General features: G+C 57.0%; 19 protein-coding genes and 3 pseudogenes. 9 read left to right on the top strand and 13 right to left on the bottom strand.

Going from position 1 to position 23531, the window contains the following annotated elements:
• The first annotated feature begins 881 nt into the window (after nucleotides 1–881).
• From B0G80_RS17980 to B0G80_RS17970, 3 genes are all read left to right on the top strand, one after another.
• Nucleotides 882–1700, top strand: coding sequence for a hypothetical protein (locus B0G80_RS17980; protein WP_116118868.1), 819 nt, complete (start codon nucleotides 882–884; stop codon nucleotides 1698–1700).
• Between the two features lie 561 nt (nucleotides 1701–2261).
• Entirely contained in the window at nucleotides 2262–3677 is a 1416-nt protein-coding gene (locus B0G80_RS17975; protein WP_116118867.1) for a toll/interleukin-1 receptor domain-containing protein, read from the top strand.
• Nucleotides 3674–5197: a hypothetical protein gene (locus B0G80_RS17970; protein WP_116118866.1), complete on the top strand. Its 1524-nt coding sequence runs from the start codon at nucleotides 3674–3676 to the stop codon at nucleotides 5195–5197. Before B0G80_RS17975 ends, B0G80_RS17970 begins: the two co-directional genes overlap by 4 nt.
• Nucleotides 5198–5252: 55 nt before the next feature.
• Here B0G80_RS17970 and B0G80_RS17965 read toward each other — a convergent pair whose 3' ends face one another.
• On the bottom strand, nucleotides 5253–6695 hold the full coding sequence (locus B0G80_RS17965; RefSeq protein ID WP_116118865.1) for an SIR2 family protein: 1443 nt from the start codon (nucleotides 6693–6695) through the stop codon (nucleotides 5253–5255).
• Between the two features lie 253 nt (nucleotides 6696–6948).
• On the opposite strand from B0G80_RS17965, the gene B0G80_RS17960 reads away from it, so the two are divergent.
• From B0G80_RS17960 to B0G80_RS17950, 3 genes are read left to right on the top strand one after another with little or no spacing between them, the layout of a single operon-like run.
• On the top strand, nucleotides 6949–7527 hold the full coding sequence (locus tag B0G80_RS17960; protein ID WP_116118864.1) for a toll/interleukin-1 receptor domain-containing protein: 579 nt from the start codon (nucleotides 6949–6951) through the stop codon (nucleotides 7525–7527).
• An 11-nt stretch (nucleotides 7528–7538) separates the two neighbouring features.
• Nucleotides 7539–8690: a toll/interleukin-1 receptor domain-containing protein gene (locus B0G80_RS17955; RefSeq protein ID WP_220377466.1), complete on the top strand. Its 1152-nt coding sequence runs from the start codon at nucleotides 7539–7541 to the stop codon at nucleotides 8688–8690.
• A gap of 3 nt (nucleotides 8691–8693) precedes the next feature.
• Entirely contained in the window at nucleotides 8694–9275 is a 582-nt protein-coding gene (locus B0G80_RS17950; protein ID WP_116118862.1) for a hypothetical protein, read from the top strand.
• Between the two features lie 84 nt (nucleotides 9276–9359).
• Here B0G80_RS17950 and B0G80_RS17945 read toward each other — a convergent pair whose 3' ends face one another.
• The 3 genes from B0G80_RS17945 to B0G80_RS17935 all read right to left on the bottom strand — a co-directional run bounded on the left by B0G80_RS17945 (nucleotide 9360) and on the right by B0G80_RS17935 (nucleotide 11336).
• The gene (locus B0G80_RS17945; RefSeq protein WP_116118861.1) at nucleotides 9360–9800 is read right to left on the bottom strand and encodes a TIR domain-containing protein; all 441 of its coding nucleotides are present in this window, start codon (nucleotides 9798–9800) and stop codon (nucleotides 9360–9362) included.
• A 94-nt stretch (nucleotides 9801–9894) separates the two neighbouring features.
• A complete protein-coding gene (locus B0G80_RS17940) occupies nucleotides 9895–10218 on the bottom strand; it encodes a hypothetical protein (RefSeq protein ID WP_116118860.1) in 324 nt (107 codons plus the stop codon).
• 239 nt (nucleotides 10219–10457) lie between these two features.
• Entirely contained in the window at nucleotides 10458–11336 is an 879-nt protein-coding gene (locus B0G80_RS17935) for an H-NS family nucleoid-associated regulatory protein (RefSeq protein WP_116118859.1), read from the bottom strand.
• A gap of 475 nt (nucleotides 11337–11811) precedes the next feature.
• Here B0G80_RS17935 and B0G80_RS17930 point away from each other — a divergent pair, with 475 nt between their 5' ends.
• The gene (locus tag B0G80_RS17930) at nucleotides 11812–12417 is read left to right on the top strand and encodes a hypothetical protein (protein ID WP_147309871.1); all 606 of its coding nucleotides are present in this window, start codon (nucleotides 11812–11814) and stop codon (nucleotides 12415–12417) included.
• A gap of 181 nt (nucleotides 12418–12598) precedes the next feature.
• Here B0G80_RS17930 and B0G80_RS17925 read toward each other — a convergent pair whose 3' ends face one another.
• The 3 genes from B0G80_RS17925 to B0G80_RS17915 are packed head-to-tail and all read right to left on the bottom strand — an operon-like array spanning nucleotide 12599 to nucleotide 14104.
• On the bottom strand, nucleotides 12599–13117 hold the full coding sequence (locus tag B0G80_RS17925) for a protein-export chaperone SecB (RefSeq protein ID WP_116118857.1): 519 nt from the start codon (nucleotides 13115–13117) through the stop codon (nucleotides 12599–12601).
• Nucleotides 13098–13613: a helix-turn-helix domain-containing protein gene (locus B0G80_RS17920; RefSeq protein WP_116118856.1), complete on the bottom strand. Its 516-nt coding sequence runs from the start codon at nucleotides 13611–13613 to the stop codon at nucleotides 13098–13100. The genes B0G80_RS17925 and B0G80_RS17920 overlap by 20 nt, the downstream gene beginning before the upstream one ends.
• Nucleotides 13614–13615: 2 nt before the next feature.
• Entirely contained in the window at nucleotides 13616–14104 is a 489-nt protein-coding gene (locus tag B0G80_RS17915; RefSeq protein WP_116118855.1) for a hypothetical protein, read from the bottom strand.
• Nucleotides 14105–15298: 1194 nt separating this feature from the next.
• On the opposite strand from B0G80_RS17915, the pseudogene B0G80_RS46905 reads away from it, so the two are divergent.
• Nucleotides 15299–15518 (top strand): annotated as a pseudogene (locus B0G80_RS46905) (hypothetical protein).
• A gap of 188 nt (nucleotides 15519–15706) precedes the next feature.
• Here B0G80_RS46905 and B0G80_RS17900 read toward each other — a convergent pair.
• Nucleotides 15707–16729 (bottom strand): annotated as a pseudogene (locus tag B0G80_RS17900) (IS30 family transposase).
• Nucleotides 16730–17361: 632 nt separating this feature from the next.
• Between B0G80_RS17900 and B0G80_RS17895 the strand changes: the two are divergent.
• Nucleotides 17362–17808 (top strand): HU family DNA-binding protein, encoded by a 447-nt coding sequence (locus B0G80_RS17895; RefSeq protein ID WP_116118854.1) that lies wholly within the window; start codon nucleotides 17362–17364, stop codon nucleotides 17806–17808.
• 298 nt (nucleotides 17809–18106) lie between these two features.
• On the opposite strand, the gene B0G80_RS17890 is transcribed toward B0G80_RS17895, so the two are convergent.
• From B0G80_RS17890 to B0G80_RS17870, 5 genes and pseudogenes are all read right to left on the bottom strand, one after another.
• Nucleotides 18107–18379 (bottom strand): hypothetical protein, encoded by a 273-nt coding sequence (locus B0G80_RS17890; RefSeq protein ID WP_116118853.1) that lies wholly within the window; start codon nucleotides 18377–18379, stop codon nucleotides 18107–18109.
• A 486-nt stretch (nucleotides 18380–18865) separates the two neighbouring features.
• Nucleotides 18866–19330: a hypothetical protein gene (locus B0G80_RS17885; protein ID WP_116118852.1), complete on the bottom strand. Its 465-nt coding sequence runs from the start codon at nucleotides 19328–19330 to the stop codon at nucleotides 18866–18868.
• A gap of 239 nt (nucleotides 19331–19569) precedes the next feature.
• Complete coding sequence (locus B0G80_RS17880; protein WP_220377465.1) at nucleotides 19570–20838, bottom strand: IS256 family transposase; 1269 nt, start codon at nucleotides 20836–20838, stop codon at nucleotides 19570–19572.
• Between the two features lie 600 nt (nucleotides 20839–21438).
• Nucleotides 21439–22563: pseudogene (locus B0G80_RS17875) on the bottom strand (IS701 family transposase); the annotation flags it as partial.
• Nucleotides 22564–22588: 25 nt separating this feature from the next.
• Complete coding sequence (locus B0G80_RS17870; RefSeq protein WP_116119743.1) at nucleotides 22589–23506, bottom strand: LysR family transcriptional regulator; 918 nt, start codon at nucleotides 23504–23506, stop codon at nucleotides 22589–22591.
• Nucleotides 23507–23531: the final 25 nt, after the last annotated feature.

The following is a 23531-nucleotide window of genomic DNA, read 5'->3' as shown; positions in this document are numbered from 1 at the left end:
GTGCAGACCAGAAAAACTACATCACTACTTCGTCCGGACTGTCCCTGAGTGGGAGCTGAGGAGGATGCCCCACACTTGCTACGGCAGCGACAGGATACGAATCACGTAAATGCGAGAAACTCGCCATATGTCTATTCTTAAGCTATCGGCATCGCTGAACGATTCTTGAGGTCAAACACAGGGACTCTTGCATTTCAGCTGTATGAGCGGCTATGGCTTTGGTCAGCGCAACGTCTTCGCAGGTTGGGAGACGCCAGTACCTTATGTCGTGGAGATTCACGCAAGCTTGCCTGCCGGCACACAAACGGCGAGCACAAAAATGCCTCCTGCGAGAGCCGCTCGCAAAAACGCGCGGAAAGTTTCCAGGCAAGACCGGTTTTCAATGCTGATGGCGAATCCGCCTCACCATTGATGCGGCATGCGGGAAGTGACGTCGGCGAATGGACTTATTGCCGTCGTCTCCGTGATGGACGGACTATCTCGGCGCTGGTCGATGAGTCTCTGGCAGCCTTCACTCTGTGGCGTAATCTATAATCGGGAACGAGAGAATGTTCCCGACAAACATCAATTTTTCCAAGCCAAACTGCATGCCCGCATCTCATCTATTTATTGACCAGCACGGATTGCCTTCCGTCTGATGCCGCGGAGAAGCGCTCTGCGGCAATGGCGCTGAACTTCCTTTTTCCGATGACGACCGGCAGAGGTTCCAACTCGCATCCCCGACGATTTCTTCGCGTTGCCGAGCAGAGTCGACTGATTCGCTTCCTGGCTGCCACGTCGATTACAGGCGTCCAGGAAGTCGCTGACGTTCACCGGATGATTGCATCTCCAAGCGACGTGGCCGACACCTTGCTTGAAATGGGCCAAGGGCGGCTACCGAGATGGTCAACCATATGACGGCCTATCTGGAGACAAGTGAAAGCGTCGATGCGCAAGGATTGCTTACGGCGCTAGCCAGCGCTTGCCGCGAGATAGCTTCCGCCGGGGTGCTGACCCGGGCATGCCACGCGAGCGCCAACCTTGCCGCATGCTGCCTTCCCCACGCGAGCGAACCGGCCGCATTATCGCTTGAATTCGTCGACGACGTGCCCCTCGTTGCAGGCCTGGACTTCCTCGTGAACATCGGCATGCGCCACGCCGAGGTGCGTGGAGTTCAACCGCACAAAATCAAAGAGGCAACGGTTTTCATTGGCGACCTAGACGCTGTGCAAAACTGCATCGCGTCCTGGACGGCACGCGCAATCGACCTGTTCGCCACAGACGTGCTGAAGGAACCGGACCTCTTCACGGTGCTCTATGGCCTGGCTAATCTGGGTCGCGCCTCGGATGAGAAATTTGCCATCCAAGCGCTCAAACAACTCTGCATGCTGACGCCAGGGGGACTCAAACACTTCCTACGACTCGCCGCGCCCTCCAAGGACTTCAACGACATCGTCTTTTTCCTGTATGTCTGGGATGCAGACGAGATGGCTGACCTGGTGGAAGCGTCTACCGTTGCTGCAGACCACGACTGGTACATCGCAAGACTACGTTCCAATCGCGAAACAAGGCAGCTGATTGCGCAGCGAAACGGGGTATCCCCGGAAGCCGATATTTCGAGTGAGGCTGACGGCAAGCCCGGCGAGGCGGCGCCAGATGAGCGCGCGCGCGGGTCGGACGACGCAGAACCTGCAAAGGGAACAGATGGGAACGATGGTTGAGCTCGAAAGCCTCGCTTACTGCCATGAGGCCGCCTTCGCGCATGGGTGAGATGCACCGACGACGAATTGCAGACCGCTCGCCGTCCGGCACTGCCAAAAATTCCACGGTAGCCTCGTCCTTCGAACCTCGCGTACCGCCAGCGTGCGAATCGATGTCCGCCACCGTCAGCCCGTGTTCTTCCATCAAAGCTCGAATTTCTTTCGATGATGCCAGACCACTGCTTCACGACGAGGGCTTCCGCCTGCTTCTGAAGCTTCTAGATTTTTGCTTGCAGCGATTCCAATGTTGCCATTCAGGCCTCCATATTCGACATGCCAAAACTATGACACACGGGTTCCTCGCGGGGAGAATTGCCTGTGCATAAATTGCGCACGCTGGCGACTCCGGAAAGCGAAAAACGTTGACATCCTAGCTGAGCGGATGAACCGAATTTTCTTTTGTTCTGTGCGTAAGAACCAAGAAGCGACCAAGTCGATATACTGCGTGTTCGCAATCGCGTTCATCAAACCCGCCAGACGTCAATTCGCGACCTTGGTGGAGTTCAGTAGACGGGCGGTTAATTGAATAATAAAGACCTCATCTTCATTTCTCATGCTGCGCCTGAAAACAACGAGTTCGCGAGTTGGCTCGCGTCCCGTCTAAAGGCAGCGGGCTATAGCGTTTGGGTCGAGCTTCAGAGGCTGGAGACTGGCGACCGCTTCTGGCCCGAGATAGAGTCAGCAATCCGAACACGCGCCATCAAGTTCGTGACGGTCGTAGCCAAGCCTGCAGCCATGAAGTACGGCTACAGGCGCGAATTGAGCATGGCAGACGCTGTCGACCGCGAGAGTCCAGGCTTTATTCTCCCGATTCGCGTTGACGAGATTCCACTCTCCGAAGTGCCCGCCGAAGTCCACGACAAACACATCCATGACTTCAGCGAGGGATGGCATCGTGGCCTTGCCGCGCTCGTCAAGCGACTGGAGAAAGATGGCGTGCCACGTGCAGTGGACACGGAACACGCAGCGTCGAACTGGTCGACTATCCAGCTCGACGACCAGCAACGAGCAATTGCCGCCGAAGAGACGCTGCTTTCGAACTGGTTAATCGTAGAGAACGCTCCCGCGGGAATCCGGCTCCACCAGTTTGATGGCGAACCAATCAGCGACCGCGCTTTCAAGGGCGAATGGCCGTCGCGCGTGGTGGGAAAGACCGTCATTACGTTCGCCAAAGCGACCGATTTCGCGGTCCGCAAACACTACAGCGGCACAGTAAGCTCGTCCGAGTTGCTTCTGGACTCGTTTCTTGCATCGCGATGCCTTGAGCTTCCAACCCTATCGGCGCAGGACCGGCGAGCTATCCTGGTCGACATCCTCCGACAAGGATGGGAGAGATGCATGACCCTGCGCGGCTTGCACGCTTACGAGCTGGCGAGCAAGAGGCTTGTCTGGTATCTCCCGTGGAACCTGTCTGCAGGAAAGCAGCTGACCTTTTCCGATGCTACGGGGAAATCCGGCAGACGCGCGCTCAACGGCGAGAGCGTCAAGCTGTCGTCCAGATGGCACTTTGCCGTCTCGCCAAACGTGCTTATCAAGCCGAACCTGAGGTTCGGGCTGAACTACACGGCGGTCTTCACCAAGGATGGCATTGAGCCTCTCGATGACAAGGCCAAGGCCCACCGGTTCAGACGGTCGTTCTGCAAGAACTGGTGGCAGGACAGATGGCGCGACATGCTTTCTGCATATCTGACGTTTATCAAAGGGAGCGAGCCGGCGCTCACAGTTCATTTATCTCCAGACCGCCGACTTCAGTTTCAGCCGCAGCTGTTGAGCTTCGTTGCACCGATAAGCGCGCTCGAGCCCGTTCGGGCTAACCAGCTCCCGGACGAACTTGTCGATAGTTTGAGCGGCGACGAGACCGATTTTGACGATGAGCCGGCCCTTGACTGGCAAGATGGCTCCAATACCCAAGGCGATACGGTGGAAAGCTCGATATGACAAGCGCAAAACTGGGGTATTTGCCTGAGCCGCGTCTGACGTTCGGCTTTGGCCAGCAACACGAGTCGCCCAAAGACGGGCTGTTCCTGTTTGGTCCTCTTGAACCTGCTCCGATGCAGGTCTTGAGAATCGGCGCCATCGGCACAAAGGATGGACTGGCACGGCTGCGCGGCTGGCTGGAAGAGGTTCGCGGCATCATTCCGGCAAAAGACGACCCGTCGCCGCAACATCGAATGTTTCCGGGCTTCGGCGCTGTCTTTGGTGCCGAATTGCCCTTGGTCCCCACCGCCGAGCTGTGCGTCGACAAAGATGAGTTGCGCCGTGCGCTGTTCGATGCGGATAGACATCAGGGGATGTTTGCAACCGTCGACCTTTTCGCCAAGGAGATTGTTCGTTTTCGTCATGAAGACGAGACGTCTATCGACATCTGGTTCGTCGTCGTCCCCGAATACGTCTACACCTACGGCAGGCCTCTGTCGAAGATTCCTAGTTCCGACCGCGTGGAGGTAGAGAGGGATATCAATCGGAAGCTCGCCGAAAAGATTGAGAGCACGCCATCGCTTTTCGCAGAAGACAACGCGGCCGCAGTTCCCTACCGATACGAGTTGAATTTCCACAATCAGCTCAAGGCAAGGCTGCTCGAACAAGGCGACATCGTTATACAGGTCATTCGGGAAACGACCATTGCTCCCAACGATTTCCTGCGACGCGATGGCCGCCCTTCTCGAGGAACACAAGACCCGGCAACTCTAGCCTGGAATCTGAGCGTCACGACGTACTACAAGTTCGGAAAGCGCCCGTGGAGACTGGAACATATTCGCGAAGGCGTTTGCTATATCGGCCTCGTATTTAAACGACTGACTGAAGCATCGGACACCCGCCTCGCGTGTTGTGGCGCTCAGATGTTTCTGAGTTCCGGTGACGGGGTCGTCTTTCGGGGCGCGGTAGGCCCTTGGCGCTCACTTGCGACCCGTGAATTTCATCTTTCACGTGTGGCCGCTCGCGACCTAGCCCTGATGGTTATCAAAGCATACCAGCGCTCGCACGGCAAGCCTCCCGTCGAAGTTTTCATCCACGGCCTAGCTCACTTCAACGACGAAGAGTGGGCTGGCTTCCAGGAAGCTCTGCCGACGGGAACGTCTCTCGTTGGCGTGAGAATCAGGGAAGGCAGCGACCTGAAGCTCTTTCGTACTGGCACCAGACCTGTCCTTCGTGGGACCACTTTTCAACAGTCCGAGCGAGGCGGCTACCTTTGGACAAGAGGATACATTCCCTACCTGAAGACGTACATGGGACGGGAATCACCTAACGCGCTACGCGTTGACCTGCTCCGGGGAGAAGCTGACCTGACGACCGTCATGCAAGACATCATGGGCCTGACCAAACTCAACTTCAACAGCTGCACCTATGCAGACGGACTGCCGGTTACCTTGCGGTTTGCAAATATGGTCGGGGAAATCCTCACGGCCGGCCCTGGGAGCGCCCGGATTGCGCCTTTGCCGTTCAAACACTACATCTAGCCGTGTTACAGCGCCGAGGACACTCACTCCAAGGTCGACGGCGCCCTTCACAAAACTAGACGCCCCGCAACCGCTTCAGGAGTTTTTCGACATGCTCCAGATACTCCGGCACCGAAACGGGAGCCTCGCCTAATGCAACGAAGTCACGCTTCGTGATACCGTGCCGCTCCTTCGGTGACAGGCTGAGCATTTCCTCCCAAACCTGACATGCGGCTCCTCCGGTAATTCCAAGAGGCAGGACAGGTCGCCCGGCAGCACGCGCAAGCGCGACTTCCGCAAGCACACCGGGCGCTACCTCGTAGTCCTTGCCCTTCTTCACCATCCCGCCGATGACGATACAAACGCCGGACTGAGCGACCATATCTTCACGGTACTGCTTCTTGAACGCCTCCTGGTCGAGGCCCTTCGGCAGAGTCTGGGGAAAAGGTCGCAGCAGCAGGATGCTGTCGAGATTTACGTACTTCGCTTTGTGAGCTTCGCCCATCACTCCAGCGATTACGGCACTCCCGACTTCAAGTCCAAACCCGGAGACGAGACGCGCTCCCTGCTGGGCGATGATGCGTCCAACGCCCTGCGCCACGTCGCGAACCCGCGTTCCCTCGCCGGAATCGCGAGCTTGCACAGGATAGCTTCCAGACACAAAAACGCTTGCATTCGCGACCGCAGCTTCGACTTCCTTCAGGAGCAATGGAATCTCGCTGAAGTTATCGACTTCGACGCAATTCAGTCCGTATCTTTCAAGGTCCGCGACCCAATGCTGGTGTCGCGAAAGTTCACGCCTTGCCTTCTCCTTAGCGGCGGCGCTTTTAGCCGAATCAGGCGGTGGCGGCCGGCGGACGATGGCGTAGTGCTGCGGCGGCGTCTCACGCACAATCTCCCGGAGCAAGCCAAACAGATGTGCCACGTTTGCATCCGTGAAGCTGAATCCGATGAACAGCAGGCTCATCCCCAGTGAGTGACCAGTGAGGAGATGAAAAAACGCACCCTTCTCGCGCCGGTACAGTTCGTAGTCTTCCTTCGAGATGACAACATCAGCAGGACTGTCGACCGAACCATGCATCTTGTATAAGGTTGCCGAGGCAGTCGGGTCCGGAATTGTAAGGTCGTCAATACGGGTCTTTACGTCGATTTTCTTGCCCGCCTGGTCCCAGGCGGTTTCAATGAGACGGTCGTAGTTCGTCGTCCAGACATGCTTGAGCGGAAGCCGGGCGAGAACCTTCAACGATTCTGGCACATCAGCCTTTTCCGGGAACGCCTCCTTGATTACCTTGGCAATCTTCGTCCGCGTCTTCTTGTTGTGGTTGATATACCACTGCGCGACACCAGCAAGGTCGTATTCAACATCCAGGTCGATATCCAGCTCTTTGGCAATGCCTGCTAATAGCCCTTTCCAACTCGGATAGCCTGCATCCATTGAGACACCGGCACCGAGGAACACTGAAGCCGTTCCCCGCTTCAAGGCCGCGGAATATTCCCTAAGAAACTCTTTTTTGTTCACAGCGTCAATTTATCCAATATATTTGCGTGATTTCTGACTTCCGCGGGCGAACCGTCATAGCTGAAACACACTACTCATCTCCGTAAACGTTGTCGCGGAAGCATGAAAACTTGGACGGCTTGCCCGACAGGCACAAGCCCACTATCATCAACGAAAAGGCTTGCCGATGCCATCTTTGGCGGTCGGCCTCCCTCTCACTTAGAAATCACATTACAAGGACCGGGACGAGCGAGCACATCGCCGCCGGCATTTCATGAGTCTCATACACTCGGGGCAGTTACGGGCACGCGCGCAGCAAGGACAGCAGTTCACGAAGTCCGCGGGTCGAATCAAACTCGAAGCGGCACTTGAAGGCTACGGCGAGCGCCCGCACGACATTTTTTTGTCACATAGCAAACTCGACGAAGAAGAAATCTACGGGCTGAAGTTGATGCTTGAGGATTACGGGCATTCCGTGTACATCGACTGGATTGACGACCCACATCTTGACCGTGAGGAAGTTAGCAAGGAAACGGCTGCGCTCCTGCGCGCACGCATGAAATCCTCGCGCAGCCTGTTATACGTCACTTCTGAGAATTCGGTTAAATCGAAGTGGACCCCTTGGGAGCTAGGATTCAAAGACGGTAGCAGTGGACGCGCAGCGGTTCTGCCGGTCGCCACAAACGAAACGTCTACTGACGCTTATGATGGCGTGGAATATCTTGCGCTTTATCCGTATCTCTCAGAATATCGGGATTCGGAAGGGAAAAAGCGTCTCTGGATAAACTGGACTCACACCAACTACATCCGCTTCGACGACTGGCTCGATGGCGAAGAACCTTACCAGCGGTAACCACAATGTCTATGGCAAACCAACCGCTCTACGAGCTTGCGCTCCTCGGTAACGTTCCGACTGCTATCCGCGACGCAGTAGCGGACGCATTAAACACAGGAGTCGAGGAACTTGGACTTGCCCTCGGGAAGACAGTATCGCTTTTCATAGGCTCGCCGTGTGACTTCCGCCCCGCGGGTGAGCGCTGCGCTGCCGCTTTGTGCTTCCAAACCGACACCGATAGTGAAGAATGTCTCAGACGGCTGGTGAACCACAACATACCGATTGTCCCGGTCGCATCAACCTCGAGTGCGTTCACGAAGGAGTTTCCGCGCGTTCTGGCTCCTTTGAACGGTCTTACGGTCGACCAGTCTGACGCGGCCGCATTGGCACGGGCTCTTCTGGAATGCGCGTCGTTACTGCCACGGCAGCGACGTGTATTTCTCAGCTATCGCAGAACAGAATCCACTGAGGCAGCGCTGCAACTGTACGCGGCGCTATCTGCCAGACTCTACGATGTGTTCTTGGATACGCACGGAATCTATCCTGGACAACATTTCCAGGAAGTTCTCTGGCAGCGTCTCTACGACTCAGATGTGCTGCTGTTCCTCGATACACCCGGCTATTTTGAAAGCCGCTGGACCTCGGCGGAATTCGGCAAGGCGCAATGGCGTGGAATTCCGGTCCTGCGGGCAGCCTGGCCGGGGGTCGCCATGGACGTTCGCGCGCAACTCGCCGTCACGCACAGCCTGGATGCCAGTGACTTCGTTGGTGCAACAGGACAATTGACAAAGACGGCCGAGCAATCCATCTGCGAATCGGTCGAAAGCCTGAGAACGCGGAGTGTCACGGCCCGTTATCAACAGCTGGTTTCGACTTTGGCCGCTTCAGTTCAGCGTGGCGGAGGACGGGTGGAAGGCGCCTCGCTGCGACGAAGCCTGATTGTCTCAACGCCATCCGGGCAAAAAGTCGCCGTGTACCCAACCCTCGGTGTCCCTACTACCTACACTTTGCACGATGCGACTCTCGACGGGCATACCCCACCGGTCGCTGTGCTGTATGAAGAGGGCGAGTCCGAGGAGCGTGAATGGCACGCGCACATGAAATGGATTTCGCAGTATCTTAACAAGACCGTCCGACTGGTTGACAGCTACCGGTCGGGTTCCGTGTTCCAAGATTGGTGACATATGGACGAAATTTTCCTTTCTGCCAGTGTACCGCAGCCCGGACGGCAATATTATGGGACGGCAGACCCGCTGCTCATTCACTTTGCGGTACGCGCCTTCCTGACGCTTATGCTGGGCCGCCGTCGGATTGTCTGGGGTGGACATCCCTCCATCACGCCGATGGTTCAAGCGGCATGCCAAAGCCTAGGGCTAAAGTACACGCAATCCGTTATGCTTTACCAGTCCGAAGAGTTTCGCGGAACGTATCCGGCCGAAAACGATGACTTTCCCGACGTGGTTTTTACCAAAGCTCAAGCCGACCGGACGTCCAGTCTCCGATTCATGCGGGAAGAGATGCTAGGACGGAACACATTGACCGGAGCAGTGTTCATTGGCGGGATGGAAGGCGTCATCGAGGAATATGAGATTTTCGTCAAAGCACATCCAAAGGCGCCAGTGGTGACGGTTCCAAGACCGGGAGGAGCATCACGGGAAGTCGCGCTTCGCTGCGGATACGATGAAAGTCGCGACCTCTTTCCCACCGATTTCACTCGTCTGTTCATCGAACAACTCGGTGTTTTCCCGTCAGAGCCTCGTATTTGATATCAAGAAGGCCCGCCATCCCAATCAAAACACAGCACGGCGGCCGCGGCCTTCACATTCATATCGATGCGCCTCGCCGTTCACCTACCGTCCAGCAGCTTTCGCCGCCGCTTCAATCCAATTACCCATCTTGTTATAGCCATCATCTGCCGTCCAACTGTAGAACGGATAACCGGCAGGTATTTTTCCGCAGCACACCGTCACCGGCATGTTGAAGCTTGCGACTTTGCTGATATCTATACCCAGCATTCCATTCCCACGGGCCTTACCTTTTTCGATTTCGTACTTTACCCACTTACTGGCGCACGTCGTCGCGCCTACAAGCACTACCGTCACGCTGGTTCCGTCAAGTTGCCGGTCTATCCAACGCGCAATTGCGGCTTCCCCCTGACGCTCCACCGACTCGAATTCCGCCTTATCGATAAACCCTGCCGCATCGATGCCCTTTACCACATGGCTGTTGCGCACAATCATCACTCGATTTACGTCTTCGTACGCAAAGCTGAAGAACACTTTCCTAGCCATAGTTCGTCTCTCAGGTTCGGTTGGGTATTGGATGATGTCGACACACGGCGTGTGACGACAACGGATACTGCCACGATTCATAATGCCTGAATACTCAATGCTTGCACCGTGGCATACGAAACCTGATAAGAACTTCTTCGACCTGGCTCACCATAAACCACTCGTCTGATAGCGCTCCATCCGGACGCACCGGGCTCGGCCGGTCATGGAATGCTCGCAGCCGCCCTTTGCTTGCGGCGAAATACCATTCGACTAGGCACGTAACCCCACCGCCGCCGACCTGCACATAGTTGCCTTCAACATCCGTCAGCGCCGCAAACGAAGATGGCCCGTAACTGCGCAAGCTCTTTATGCCGCGCCGTATCGCGGATTCGCGAGGAGCGTCGACCGGGGCTTTGCCTTCAACTTCGAATCTCATGGAGCAACTCTTCAATTGCGACCGGCCGAAGTGGATGCGGTCCTCATGGCCAACGCAAAAGGTCGTCCGCTGCCCAAGCCACTATCCCGCGAGGCAAGCCTGCCTTGCGGGGCTGCATCCGGGGCGTTGCACATTGACGCCCAGATTTGATTACGCGCCGGCTTCCGCGACGGCAATTTCCGGCGCAACGATGGCGGCATCAACTTTTGCAACAACCTTCTTGGAAGCAACTGCCTTTTTCACCGGGCGTTCTTTGCCGGTGCCTTCTTGCTGGCGACTACCGTCTTCGCTGCCGGAGCTTTCTTAGCGACCACCTCCTCCGCCACGGCTTTCTTGGCAGCAACCTTCGATTTGCTCGCCTCAGTCACCGCAGCGCCGACGCCCGCACCATCAATCAGAAACTTGCTGCGGTCTTTCGCACCAGCCAGCCACGCCGGAGCGCGGCCTCGCCCACTCCATGTCGCGCGCGACTTGGGGTCACGGTAAAGCGCCGGTTGCGGACCCTTGCGCTGACCCTTGCCCACAGTCGCACCGACCGACTTCGACCCCGTCTTCTTGCCGATAGCCTTCGCCTTGCTCTCAGTACCCGCGCTTGTCGCAGCGGTCGGCTCAGCACCACTTGCAATCAGGAATTTACTGCGGTCTTTGGCTTCAGCAATCCATGCCGGAGCGCGACCGCGGCCACTCCACGTCGCGCCCGACTTTGCGTCACGGTACATCGCCGGTTGTTGACCACGGACGTAAGCGCTGGCGGCCTTCGCTTTGCTGACAGAAGCCGGCTTTGCCGTCGCTGTACTTCCGTCAATCAGGAATTTGTCTCGGTTCTTCGCGGCGGCAATCCAACTTGGTGCCCGGCCGTGTCCGGTCCAGGTTGCACCACTCTTCGGGTCGCGATATCTCGGCACGGAGCTTCGGGCTTTCGGTGAAGCCTTGGCCCCAGGCTTCGGCCCGCGTTTCTTGCCGCCAGTGTGCGCATCGATGTCAGCAATCGTGAGGCCGTGTTTCGCCATGAGGTGACGAATCTTCTCGATAACAGCACTCGACTCTTTCGCGACGAGCGAGTCAGCTTGCGCCTGGAGTTTTTGGATTTTTGCTTGCAAGGATTCCAGAGTTGTCATTTTTCCTCTCCTATTGAATAGCCGGCACTATGCCACGCACCCGCCGCTGTCGTCACTCTTCCAGTCATTTAGCCCGATGGTTCGATTGTGATATTCCCCTCGAAGACTCGTGAAGCTTTGAGAGTCCCCAGCGGAGATTAGGTCCGCCCGGTGCCACGGACAAGCTAAAGTTTGAGAGCAAGTAACCGTTAGCACTATTGAGCGGAAATTGCTCACAGAACACAGGCGTCGGCCTATACGCGCCCGCGTCTTTCCATAGAAAACAGGCGTCTACGATTCATGAGCACACAACTAAGCAAGAAAACACCAACATCTATTTCGCAGCGCAGTTCGAAGACTGAAGAGGTGACTTCGCGACCTTCGCTTCCTGCCATACCGCTTGCGGCAGTCATCATCAGCGGCTTTGCTCTAAATGGGGCGATATTCCTATGGCTGTTGCGTAATGCAGGTCACGCCTACCGGCTAGGATATTTGCTTGGCTTTGGCTTTCAGCCAGACGCCTTGCCGTGGAGCGCCGACGACCTCATTTATCTCGGCTACTACGCGCAAAGAGGACTATTTAGTTCCAATGCTCGGGTTGTTCTTCGTCTTCGCGGCGTTGCTCGCAGCGGTCTTCTTTGCCGGCAATCTTGTGAGGCATCGCGCGACACTGAAGCAAGGAACACAGCACATCAGGGTCAACGGGGGAAAATCGGGAAACATAGTCACACCCGAAGTGATGTTCTTCTGGGTGGCATCAATTGTGATTTTCGTTTTGCTCGTGTGTAGTGTCTTGCCACTTGGTCTCCTTGGACCTGTTCGCAACAGGGGCGAAGGCGATGCGGCAAAGGCAATAACCGCGATTCAACAGTGGAACCTAAATGAAATGAAGGCGCATCAGCTGAAGTTTGTGGAAATCGTTCGTGACAAGGCAGGACTTGTAGCCGGCGTACCCATTTCGTGCACGGACAAGCTATGCGCGGTGTACTCACCGGGTGGCCCCGTCCATGCTCATACGGTTCCGCTCACGGATATCATTTCGTGGTCGACCATAGAACTCGAGAACGTACCGCCGAATGAGAGGGGCGCGCAGGCACACTGAGGCATGAACGCCTCCAATCGGTTTGGTCATCCCCGCGCTTCAATTGATGCGGCGACGATATCGGCCCGAGACGACGGCCGATGCCTATTAAAAAAAGGCTCAGCGCATTGCGCTCGAGCCCTTCGCTTGATTACCGTCCAGTATGTCGCCAACCAAACCTTCGTTTGCAGGCCGCGCGTGACTATGCCTCGGTCGCCTTCTTTCGGGATTTCTTCGGAGTCTGCGATGCCGCGACTGCCGCTGCGGCAGTAACTCGTTCCTGGGCAGGGAACAAGTTCAGAAAATTGACGGTGGGCAGCATCATTGGGCCTTGGGGGAAACGCCCCGTAAGCGTCAACATCTGCTCCCTGATTGCTCCGTAGAGTACTGCCGAGCCGTTTACGACTGCAAGCTTGTGCGCTTTCTTCTCATCCTCGGCTGTTGCCTCGAAGAAACCTTCGGCTTCGACTTCGAACGAATAAGGGAAGGGTGTCTTCGCCTTCTTGGGCTTACACGTCAGCCCAATCTTCAGTGCAAACCTGAAAGGGGAAGACTGCTCAGAAGGAGCCGAAACCTGAACGTTAGCGGAAAAGTCAACGCCATCAAAGCTTGGATACGGTCCGACTCCCGAGCTGGGCTGGGGGCGACCACCGTTGCCAGTCGTTTGAATCTCAAGCTTGTTGAAGTGATAGTGTTGCAGGTCAAGAGGCGAGCGCTGCATCGTAGTAGTCCGTGTTTGCCGCAGTGAAGTCGACTTTGTAGAAATTTTTCTGGGTGTGAGAGAACCATTCTGGCCAAGTGTCTTCCGGCCGGCGACCCTGCGATGCGACGGTCGGCACTTCCTTGAGCTTCATGCCTCTGGAAACCACGTGTTTGTTGTCAAACGAAAAGTGCTGCCAAGGTTGCGTAGGTGCTCGCTCCGACTCAGCCCGCGGCACTACGTCGAAGGTGTACCCCAAAACCTTGAAAATAGCGTAGAGCGTGCGCAAAGTCAGATTCTCTTTGCCGCCCAACACTTTGCTCACGCGCGCTGGCTTCCAGTCTAGGCTCCGGGCGAGGTCTGCCCTTGTCCAACCAGCATGCATCATCAAAGAGGAAAGATTTACCGCCACTTCTTGCGCTTTCAGTTCAAAGTCGAAATCCTCAGCCTGTGCTGCCTCAGCCAGCAGCAATGCAAGGTCTCTATGTGTGCTGGTGGTCGATTTCGCTGCGCTCATGTCTATGGCTCCGTGACGTAACTGAACTTCTCGGCCTCTTCGGCGTCGATGAATGCTTCGACGGCTCGCTGCAGGTCGCGCTCCTGCGCTTTGGTGAGCCTGTCCTTATGCTTCGGGAATGCGTGGGTGAGCAGAATCAGCTTGTCCTGCCCATAGTAAAAAGTGACGCGCACGTCCCCCCTCCTTACCCGCCAAACATCCCGCGTCTTGCCCTTGTACTCGAAAGAATGGGTCTTGTGACATTGCTTTTCGTCGTAAAACTCCGCAACGGGTTGACCAGACGCTGCGACCTGAATCAACTTCGCAAGCTCCAAGAGCGCGGCTTTGCGAGGCGCCAGCTCGAGCTGAACAACCTGGAGAAGCAGCTCGCAGGTCGAAGCGTCATTCTCCGCGCACCAAGCCACGAGCTTCCTTGCGTTCTTGCCGGGAGTAGGTTCTGGCCCCACTATCCCGATGGAGCGGCGCTGCAAAATGCGCAGATGGTACGCCATGTTAACTTAAAAGTGAAGGTTGTGCAGTGTTCGGCAAGCCACGGCCAACCGAAGAAAGGTTACAGATTCTACATACGTTTCGCCTGCTCCAAAACATCGCATAGTGGTATTTCCCTTCAGTCAGTAGGGTTGAAGTTGCCGCATTTCATGCCGACATCTAAACGTGGAATCTTCATCCGCAGAGGACACCGCAATGAACGCATATAACGTCCGTCCGACCGCCTTACTGGCCCGGACCGTCGAGGAAGCAGCAGACGATTTGGAGTTTCAACGGGAGTTGCATGCGAACGAGCTTGAGGTGCTCACAAAGCGCGTCCAAGCACGTGCAGACAGCAGCTCACCTTATCTGGCGGCTCTTCGGCGCCGGTCGGCAACGCTCGTGCGGGCTTTGCAGGCACTTGGTTGAGAACAGAACTGGCGTCGTCTCGGGCATCGCAAACAAGACGGGGGCTTTCAAGAACTGACGTCTTGCGGACGTAAGTCGAGGGATTTGGTTCTATTGGGGAGCGCTCCAAGAGGCTCGCCAATCAATTTCCTAACCTTGACGAGGATAACCTCTGGCGGTCTCGCCGTCCCACGCGAGAGATGGTTAGCGGTTCTTGGATTGCTAAGACCGCAAAACCCAGATGCCCTATGGCAAGGCATGCTGGGACAGCGGCTTCGTGGCAGGCATAAGGGTGGCATTGGCGACTGAGAAAGGGACAACCCGTTCGCCCAGGGGATGTAAATAACCTACGATTTGTATGTTTGAAGGCGGTCGCACCGCCGATAACATTAAATGTCCCCGGGCAAACTTGTAACCTGTCTTGCAGAGTTCCAAATAGCGAGCAAATATGGAGAAGGAATGCTTCGATTCTTGGGGGCGAGCGCACTGTTGCTGACAGTTGCTTCGACAGCGTCGGCGGGTGGACAATACATCGAGGTTTGAAATCCGCCTGAAGCGCGGGGCGCGGTCGCACACACGACGCCTTCGCATAATCAATCGATGCATCGACACGTGGTCCCGCATGCGGTGAAATATCACCCGCGAAAAACTCCGCACTTTACGCCGAAGTTGAGTGCGAAACAACGTGAAGTCGGGGTAGATTCGCGAATGAAAGAGCCCAATGTGACAACCGTTCCGCACCAGATAACGCCGGAGGGCAACATCCTTCGCGTCGACTCTCGCCATGCCTCCGTTAAGTCGGCGCGCTAGTGCAATCAGAAACGTATCACGGCTATAGCATTTGGGGGGCATGCAATCCTGCATCAGGAGGACCTGCAGGAGCCCGAGCGGTACGCTGCCAGCGGGACCATCACTATCCGCAATAAGGTAATTCAAGCGTCTGAGGTGCTCGGCGGTTTTGATACAGACGGGGAAGCGCAGCGCGCAGGACTTGAATGGGCACGGGCATGGATTGATAGCCACGGGTGACCAGAACCAAGTGGGTGAACCCGACATCTATGACGCTGCATAGAAGCACGGACCATACTTGGCGCGTAGCGCTCACTTTCCTTGCTTTCGCATCCAAACAAAGGAGCCTCCTTTCGAAAGTGCCTCCGCAAAAAGAGCTCCGTCCACTTATGGCTTGGCGGTTTCAAGGGTGAAGCGCAACAGCGGGATTAATGTTTAGAGCTTTGAGGTTGACTTGCTGATGCGAGGGTCGCGGCGAAGACCTCGAATGGTGAATGGAAGTTGTGAGTTGCACGAGGCCGGCTATTCAGACTGTCGGCGATGGCGTCGAGTTCGTCCTGACTGTAGACCGAAAGGTCGGTGCCTTTGGGCAGATACTGTCGCAGCAGCCCATTGGTGTTTTCGCAGGTGCCGCGCTGCCATGGACTGTGCGGGTCGCAGAAGTACACGTTCACGCCGGTTGCGGCCGTGAGCTCCTTGTGGCGCGACATTTCTTTGCCCTGGTCATAAGTGAAGCTCTGCCGCAGTGGCGCGACAATCGAATTGAGTTTGGCGGAGAAGCCCGCCAGCGCTGAAGCTGCGGTGGCGTCTTCCATCTTTGCGAGCAGCACCAGGCGGCTGGTCCGTTCAACCAGAACGCCGACCGAGGACTGGTTGCCCGCGCCCTTGATGAAGTCGCCTTCCCAGTGTCCGGGCAGCAGTCAGTCCTCGATTTCGGGCGGCCGCACATGAATACTGACCATGTCGGGAATCTGTCCGCGTCGGTCTGTGCCGCGTGTACGCGGCATGCGCGTGCTGTGACCAGGGCGCAGGCACGCAATGAGCTGACGGCGCAGTTCGCCGCGCGGCTGGGCGTAGATGGCCGTGTAGATGGTTTCGTGCGAAACCTGCTGGGTCGGGTCGGTCGGATACATACGTTTCAGTGTGCCCGATATCTGCTGGGGTGACCATTTCCACTCAAGCAGGGTGAGAACGATACGCCAGCAGACGCTTTGCAGGCCGAGCTTTGTGGGGCGTCGGCCCGCGCTGCGGCGTGCGGCGCTGAGCGCTTCAGCCGGTATCGATGCGTAGCCTGCCGGAGAGCTGTTTCGCGTCAGTTCACGGCTAACGGTGGCCGGCGAGCGCCCGAGTATCCGGGCCATGGCCCGGATACTCGAACCCTGCAGATGCAGGTTTGCAATGGTCAGGCGCTCTTCAGGTTGTAGTTGCTGGTACTGGGTTCTTTCGTGCATCGCAACACCTTATACGAAACGGTGTTGCACTTCAGATTTGAGGCCGCCCTCCCTTTGAGATGTCCGCACTATGCCATGCGTATTGACCGTTCGCTAGCTGTTATCGATTACGTCTTGAGGAGCATTGGCGGAACGTTCAAATAGCAGAACAGTCTTCAAGGGTCGACGTACCCAACGTCTCCAACAGGACGAGATAGTTTCGCAGCGCTATGACTTGTGATGCATCCAAGTCGATGCTTTGCACGGCGCATTGCCGGAAGGTGACCCTTCGCTTAAGCCATAGGAAAATAAGCATCCTTCAGCAAACACCAATCACCTTAAGAGCTCGCGTGCATCATTGCCGATTCCGGCACCAGACGCTGGACTCGCGCGAGTGTTTACCCCCCTTGCTCCTGCGTCAAACCCTGTCGCGTAGCCGTGTTTGTGAGCGCAGCCTCCTTTTGGAGGGGTACAGGTCGCCGTTTTTTCGTTCCTTCTTCACAAAACCACTTGTTTTAGGGCCTCGCCCGTTGCGGTTCCAAATGCGAATTGCTACGCTAGCGCCAGCCTGAGAATTTGGACCTTTGCGCATTGTCGGTGACTACGCAAAGGCAAGGACCCCGGGCCAACCTTTGACCAATGACGAGAAATCTATGGCAACGAAAGCTGCAGCAAAGCCGGCTCCGAAGAAGGTAACGACTACGGTCGAGAAAAAGGCGAAGGCGCCGACGGTAAAGAAGGCGGCGACTCCTGCGACGAAGAAGGCGGTCGCTGCCACGCCGCTGAAGCCCATCAAGGATTCGTTCACGAAGGCTTCGCTTGCTACCCATCTTGCCGAGCGCGCAGGTGTCGAGCCGAAAGCGGCGAAGGCTTTGATGGCCGCTTTGGAAGAAACGGTGCTCGCATCGGTCCACAAGAAGGGTGCGAAGGAGTTCACGCTTCCGGGTCTGCTGAAGGTTGTCGCTCAGGACGTGCCGGCAAAGAAGAAGCGCTTCGGCAAGGACCCGTTCACGGGCGAAGAAAAATGGTTTGCCGCAAAGCCCGCTTCAGTGCGTCTGAAAGTGCGCCCGCTGAAGAAGCTGAAGGACGCCGCGGTCTAAACCGGACCGCCGGAAAGGGAGCCCCTCGCGACGGAAGTCTGAGGGGCTTTTTACTTTTTGTGCCTGGGGAGCACGGGCCTTAATGTAATCTGGCCACTCAGGGTGAACTGGGCGACACAGCAGAGCACTCCGCGCGCACTGCGAGGAGCAATCGACTTGAGGGCACCACGTTGTCAGCCGAAATTGAATATCCGGGAACAGCATAAGTCGAGCAACCAGCCAGAGTTGCGACTGCTAGTAAGCGCACCACTAGAGCCCACGCCATCAAACACGAACGAGGAGTCGATGTCTTTCATGGTTAGTCCCCAAACGGGTTGCCTGTGTCTTTGACTTCCGTATTCAGGTTGTATTCCGCACGCACGACCTTGAGCACGCCCTCGATATCGCGCTCGAAGCCGACCGCGTTGCCGAAGTGGGTCATGTTCCAGTTGCAGCCTGTCTTGTCAGGCTCTTGCAACTGCGGCCGCGGCACGCGAATCTTCACGCCATCCTCGACGATTTCCTGCAAGCGATGGATTCGCCGGTTGACCTCCTGCTGTAGCTGCGATGCATTGAGCGTCTTTCGCATCATCCAAGTCTCCTTCCGATTGCTCAAGCCAGTCTAGCGCAAGTGAGGCGCTCCTCGACCTGCGCTGAAATGCAAAGTGCCTGAGAAAGCAGGTGCCTTGGTTCGTCGGGGTGCGTCAGTAAGTCAGTACGCGACAACCACAACGCCGCTGCCGCCAATGCCACGACCACCGATGCGCCCACCGTCCCTGCCACCACCGATGTTCGCTGGCCAAACCCTGTGTCGCAAGTCTGTGCTCGTATTACGGCCGTTTCCGACGACCTGAGGCGGAGGACAGTCCGAAGTGCAACCCAAAGGTGACAGCGTTGAGCTCAAGCTTAAGTGCCCGGAAGCTCCCACGCCCTCGGCCGTCGACTTATCCACAGATTTTGTTAGCAAGGTTGTGGACAACACGCTCGCATTCGTCGCAAGTACTTGAGGGACTGGGACTTTGCTATTTAAGTGCAGGCAGCGGCAGGCGCTTCATCCAGCGCCCCCCTGCTTGACCTACTAGTTCGAGGCCGCTTTGGTCCTAACCGCAGCGGGTTCGCCCGTCTGCTTGAACATCTCGTCCATCAAGTCTTGGACCACACCGTCCGCATTTGGGAACTGATGCAGGACCGAATTCTTCCAGTGTCCCGATGTGATAAGGCCTCCGGCGGGCGCCTTGTAAAATCGAATGTCCATCGAACGCAGATACATAACGATATCCCAGTACCAACTGTCGGTGTAGCTGACGTTCATGTCTGCTTTGTCACACGCTGGCGCCAGCGTTACCGACACACCATGGTTCTCCAGATTGCGCTGGATTGCTGCATCCATATCGGCAGACCGGCCGCCATGAGCCGTAAAGCACGCCGTTGCCATCGGCGAGCCCTTCACTTGAGGACCGGCGGTAACGTTTTGAGTGGTCGAACATCCAGAGAGTATGACGAGCGCCGAGACGGTGGCGACCAGGGAAACCAGAGTACGCATTTTATTTTTCCTGTTTGAATGCAGGGACAGCACTCTGAATATCGGCAGCTACGTCGCCAACTTGAGCGAGCGGGAGGAAGACCCCGCTCGCTGTTCGACTGTTACCTAGGCGACTATGCGCTCGCCTCTGTTGACGCATGCGGCACTGACGAAGCCTCGACCTGTGCGGCAGCGGTTTTGACCGAAGCAGCCTTTTTGGACGTGTCAGAAATCTTGTGTGCTGAGGCCGGTTAGAAATCTCAGTTGATGGCGCTGGTGAACCGCTCGCCGAACAGAATGGCGAACTGATTGACTGCTTGCCGCCAGGTGATAGGTGGCATCTTCCAGTCCTTTTCGATGTTGCGCAAGGCCAGGTATAGCAATTTGCTGGCGGCTTCGTCGCTGGGGAAGTGACCGCGGTTCTTGACGATCTTGCGAAGCTGCATGTGCATGCTTTCGATCGCGTTTGTCGTGTATATGATTCTGCGTACCTCCGGCGGATAGGCGAAGAACGGAATGACTTGCTCCCATTGGCGCTGCCACATCGCGGCGACCGTTGGGAATTTCTTGCCCCATTCGCTTTGCGAGAAGGCTTGCAGCGCCGCCTCAGCGGCTTCGGCGGTAGCGGCCTGATAGATCGGCTTGAGCGCCGCAGCCAACGGCTTACGGTCCTTCCAGCTCGCCAGATTCAGCGAGTTGCGGATCAGATGCACGATGCAGGTCTGGATCTGGGCGGCCGGGTACACCGCTTCGATCGCCTCGGGGAAGCCGCGCAGGCCGTCGACGACGGCGATCAGAATGTCATGCAAGCCGCGGTTCTTCAGTTCGTTGAAGACCTTCAGCCAGAACTTGGCTCCCTCGGTTTGCTCGATCCACAAACCCAGCACTTCCTTGCGCCCGTCGGCCCGAATGCCCAGCGCGAGGTACACCGCCTTGTTCCTGACCGTGCCTTCGTCGCGGATCTTCAGTCGAAGTGCGTCGAAATACACGATCGGATACATCGCCTCGAGCGGGCGTTGCTGCCACTGTTCGACTTCGGCCAGCACCTCGTCGGTGACGGTCGAAATCAGATCGGGCGACACCTGTAGGCCATATAGCTCCAGCAAATGGCCCTGGACCTCGCGCACGCTCATGCCGCGCGCGTACATGCTGATGACGTGATCGTCAAAGCCCGGCAGCCGGCGCTGATACTTGCCCACCAACTGCGGCTCGAATGTCGCCTGCCGGTCACGCGGAATGTCCAGATTCAGTTCACCATTGGGCGTGATGACCGTCTTGGGGCTGGTGCCGTTGCGGTGGTTGCCGGACTTGCCTTGCCCGGTCTCGGCTTCCAGATGGTGGCTCAACTCGGCCGCGAGCATGCGCTCAGCCAGCCGTTTCTTGAGCTGGCCGGCCAGACCTGATTCGCCCAGGACCGACTCAGCATCCTTGCCCTGCACCTGGGCAAGCAATTGGTCGATCAACTCATCGGGAAACAGCTTCGGTGCCTTCGGGGTCCTGTTCTTCTTTGTCACGGTTGCTTCGGTCATAGGACGTTATTTCCGTTATCGTCTCATGACCTCGGCACACAGAAAATCTGACAGGCTCGCCTTTTTGCTTGCCGTTTTCTTGGCAGTCACCTTCTTGCCGGCAGAACCGGCCTTCTTCGCAGCCGGTGTCCCAATTAACCTAACCATTGCGTCAATCCGCAGTCAATTGTCCGAGCACATTTACAAATTCGAAATCAACGCCTTTGTCGCCACTGGAACAGGCGCCGCTATTGATTGCGCCAACAACAGGTCTCCTGGTTTGACGAGAGTTAATGGAAATTTATAAGTTACCCAAGGCGGCGACGGCTATAGACAACTCGGAATCATGTCATCTGTCCAACGGAAAGCCAGCAACGAACGAATCACGCAGATGAGTGACAAACAGACCGATGGCCCTAGTACTACAGCCGTAGATCTGGGTAAACTGGAGGCACACATCCTCGTCTTCGGTAGTGGCACTGCTGGGCGCGGTACTGGTGTCGGCGCCGCCATGCCGAACAGGACAACACGTACGCGATAGAGTGGGCGCCGCGCCACAGGATGCGACAGAGCAGCCGGCGGATCTCCTGCACGCTGAGCGGCACCAAACCTTCAGGTGTTTTTTTTGCCGTGCACCCGCAGGGTGACGAGTACTGCATGGGCCAGCAGAGCCAGCGTGATGTGGCGATACCAGCCTTGCCATCGGCGCACCTCATACTGATCGAGTCCGCATTCGCCTTTGGTCGCCTCGAAGCCGGTCTCGATTTCCCACCTGCGGCCCGCGACGTTCACCAGGGTTTGCCGTGTGGCCTTGCTGCGCGGTGCGTATACGACGTAATACGCATGTTCGCGTTGCTCGTCCAGGCTGCGTCGCACCAGCAGGTAATGCCCGAAGCGGCGCTCCTCTTCGGTGATCTGCAAGCGCCACAGCGGAGTCAGCGCCCAGTCATACAGGCGCTCGCCCTTGGCGCCGGCACCCGCTGACAGGCGGCGCCATGCCCTTGCCGGCAGGGCCTCGGCGATCCGGTCTGCCCGTACGTACTCTGGACCTTTCCACCATAGGGGTTCGTTCTTCGCAACGGCCAGCACGAAAGACTGGCCGCGCGACTCGAGCCACAGCCGCAGGTGACGGTCACCGCCGTAGACTTCATCCCCCGTGACCCAGCCGCACGGCACCCCTGCGTCCAGCGCCCGCTCAAGCATACGACGCGCAAGCTGTGGCTTCGTTGCGAATTCCACCGACCCGGGAATGCCCGCTGCCTCGCAGCGCACCCGGTCATCGGTCCACACCTTGGGTACATACAGTTCGCGGTCGATGAACGCACTGCCGCCACGACCGGCATAGCAGAGGAACACGCCGATCTGGCTGTTCTCGATACGACCTGCCGTGCCACTGTACTGGCGTTGAACACCGGCCGAGTGCTGTCCCTTCTTGAGGAAGCCGGTCTCGTCCACAATCAGCACCGCGTCACGCTCGCCCAGTTCTTCCACTACATAGCTACGCAGCACATCGCGAGCGGCATCCGCGTCCCATTGCGCCCGCTCCAGCAGGTGCTGTACGCCATCGGGTGTCGCTTCGCCGATCCATTCGGCGAGTTGCCAGCCGTTCTTGCGCTCGACTGTACCCAGCAGGCCCTTCAGGTATGCGAGCGACCGCTGTCGGGGCTCCGGACGCCTGAACAGTTCCCCGAGCCGCTGGTGCAGTACCTCCAGTTCACGCTCCCACGCTTTTGCAGTCGAATGCATAGCCTTAACGTATAGTAATCCTTAATTATTTGAGTATAGTAAAAAAATCTACGGCTGTAGTACTAGGCACTTGTGAGGCATAGGGCCTTACAACAACAATCTGGTCAGCGAACGCACCAGTTGGCCGCCAGTCTGCAAGCAATACTTCCAACCGTCCGTCGAGCACCGCTGCCTGGGCCGTAAAGTCAGGAAGGAGGGCCACGCCCAGTCCATCCAGCGCCGCATCACGAAGTGATTCACTGTTATTTGCGGAAAAAGGCCCATCCACCTTAATTATTTGCGTCGGCTCTGCCGCCTGTCTTTCCGTCTTCGGCTGAAACGTCCACTCCGTGGCGCCGCGCGCTCGCGGATAGAAGAGACAGTCATGCTGGGCAAGGTCAGACGGTTGCTCGGGGCGCCCACGCTCATTCAAGTATTGCCGACTCGCGACGATGACCGATGCTGTATCGCAGAGCTTCACCGCGACGTGCGTTTCGGGTACCTGCGCGCTGTGCCGGATGGCCAGGTCAAATCCTTCGGTTGAGATAGAGCTCAACTGGTCCGAAACCTCCAGTTCGACTTTGACCTCACGATTTGCCTTAAGGAACGTGTGCATTTTGGGCACCAGCTGTTGACGTGCGAACGCGACCGGCGCCGTCACCCTCACCAATCCTCGTGCTACACCCGCCAGTTCACGAACGTTTAGAAAATTCGTCGCAATCTCGTCGAATTGCGCACGCGTACTTTCTACCAATCTTTCCCCAGCGTTAGTAAACCGGACGCTGCGGGTCGTCCGTTGCACAAGCGCGATACCTGCGACTCGTTCCAGCTCGGTAATTTTTTGACTCACTGCCGCCTTGCTGACACTCAACCTAGAGGCAGCCTTCGTGTAGGACCCTTGTTCCGCCAACACGATGAGCCAGTGCAGGTGAACCCACAAGGCTTCCACGCTTTGAATGTCCACCATCTTATTGTTCACCCAAAAAAAC

This window comes from Paraburkholderia sp. BL6669N2 (genome assembly GCF_003387275.1).
In the GTDB taxonomy this organism is placed as follows: domain Bacteria; phylum Pseudomonadota; class Gammaproteobacteria; order Burkholderiales; family Burkholderiaceae; genus Paraburkholderia.
The sequence above is the reverse complement of the archived record's forward strand: the minus strand, read 5'-3'. Positions and strand labels throughout refer to the sequence as shown.

Bases quoted from the DNA above. Each gene is read 5' to 3' on its own strand.
- B0G80_RS17980 (WP_116118868.1), top strand. From the start codon at position 882: ATGGTCAACCATATGACGGCCTATCTGGAGACAAGTGAAAGCGTCGAT.
- B0G80_RS17970 (WP_116118866.1), top strand. From the start codon at position 3,674: ATGACAAGCGCAAAACTGGGGTATTTGCCTGAGCCGCGTCTGACGTTC.
- B0G80_RS17960 (WP_116118864.1), top strand. From the start codon at position 6,949: ATGAGTCTCATACACTCGGGGCAGTTACGGGCACGCGCGCAGCAAGGA.
- B0G80_RS17955 (WP_220377466.1), top strand. From the start codon at position 7,539: ATGGCAAACCAACCGCTCTACGAGCTTGCGCTCCTCGGTAACGTTCCG.
- B0G80_RS17950 (WP_116118862.1), top strand. From the start codon at position 8,694: ATGGACGAAATTTTCCTTTCTGCCAGTGTACCGCAGCCCGGACGGCAA.
- B0G80_RS17945 (WP_116118861.1), bottom strand. From the start codon at position 9,800: ATGGCTAGGAAAGTGTTCTTCAGCTTTGCGTACGAAGACGTAAATCGA.
- B0G80_RS17940 (WP_116118860.1), bottom strand. From the start codon at position 10,218: ATGAGATTCGAAGTTGAAGGCAAAGCCCCGGTCGACGCTCCTCGCGAA.
- B0G80_RS17935 (WP_116118859.1), bottom strand. From the start codon at position 11,336: ATGACAACTCTGGAATCCTTGCAAGCAAAAATCCAAAAACTCCAGGCG.
- B0G80_RS17925 (WP_116118857.1), bottom strand. From the start codon at position 13,117: ATGCAGCGCTCGCCTCTTGACCTGCAACACTATCACTTCAACAAGCTT.
- B0G80_RS17920 (WP_116118856.1), bottom strand. From the start codon at position 13,613: ATGAGCGCAGCGAAATCGACCACCAGCACACATAGAGACCTTGCATTG.
- B0G80_RS17915 (WP_116118855.1), bottom strand. From the start codon at position 14,104: ATGGCGTACCATCTGCGCATTTTGCAGCGCCGCTCCATCGGGATAGTG.
- B0G80_RS17895 (WP_116118854.1), top strand. From the start codon at position 17,362: ATGGCAACGAAAGCTGCAGCAAAGCCGGCTCCGAAGAAGGTAACGACT.
- B0G80_RS17890 (WP_116118853.1), bottom strand. From the start codon at position 18,379: ATGATGCGAAAGACGCTCAATGCATCGCAGCTACAGCAGGAGGTCAAC.
- B0G80_RS17885 (WP_116118852.1), bottom strand. From the start codon at position 19,330: ATGCGTACTCTGGTTTCCCTGGTCGCCACCGTCTCGGCGCTCGTCATA.
- B0G80_RS17880 (WP_220377465.1), bottom strand. From the start codon at position 20,838: ATGACCGAAGCAACCGTGACAAAGAAGAACAGGACCCCGAAGGCACCG.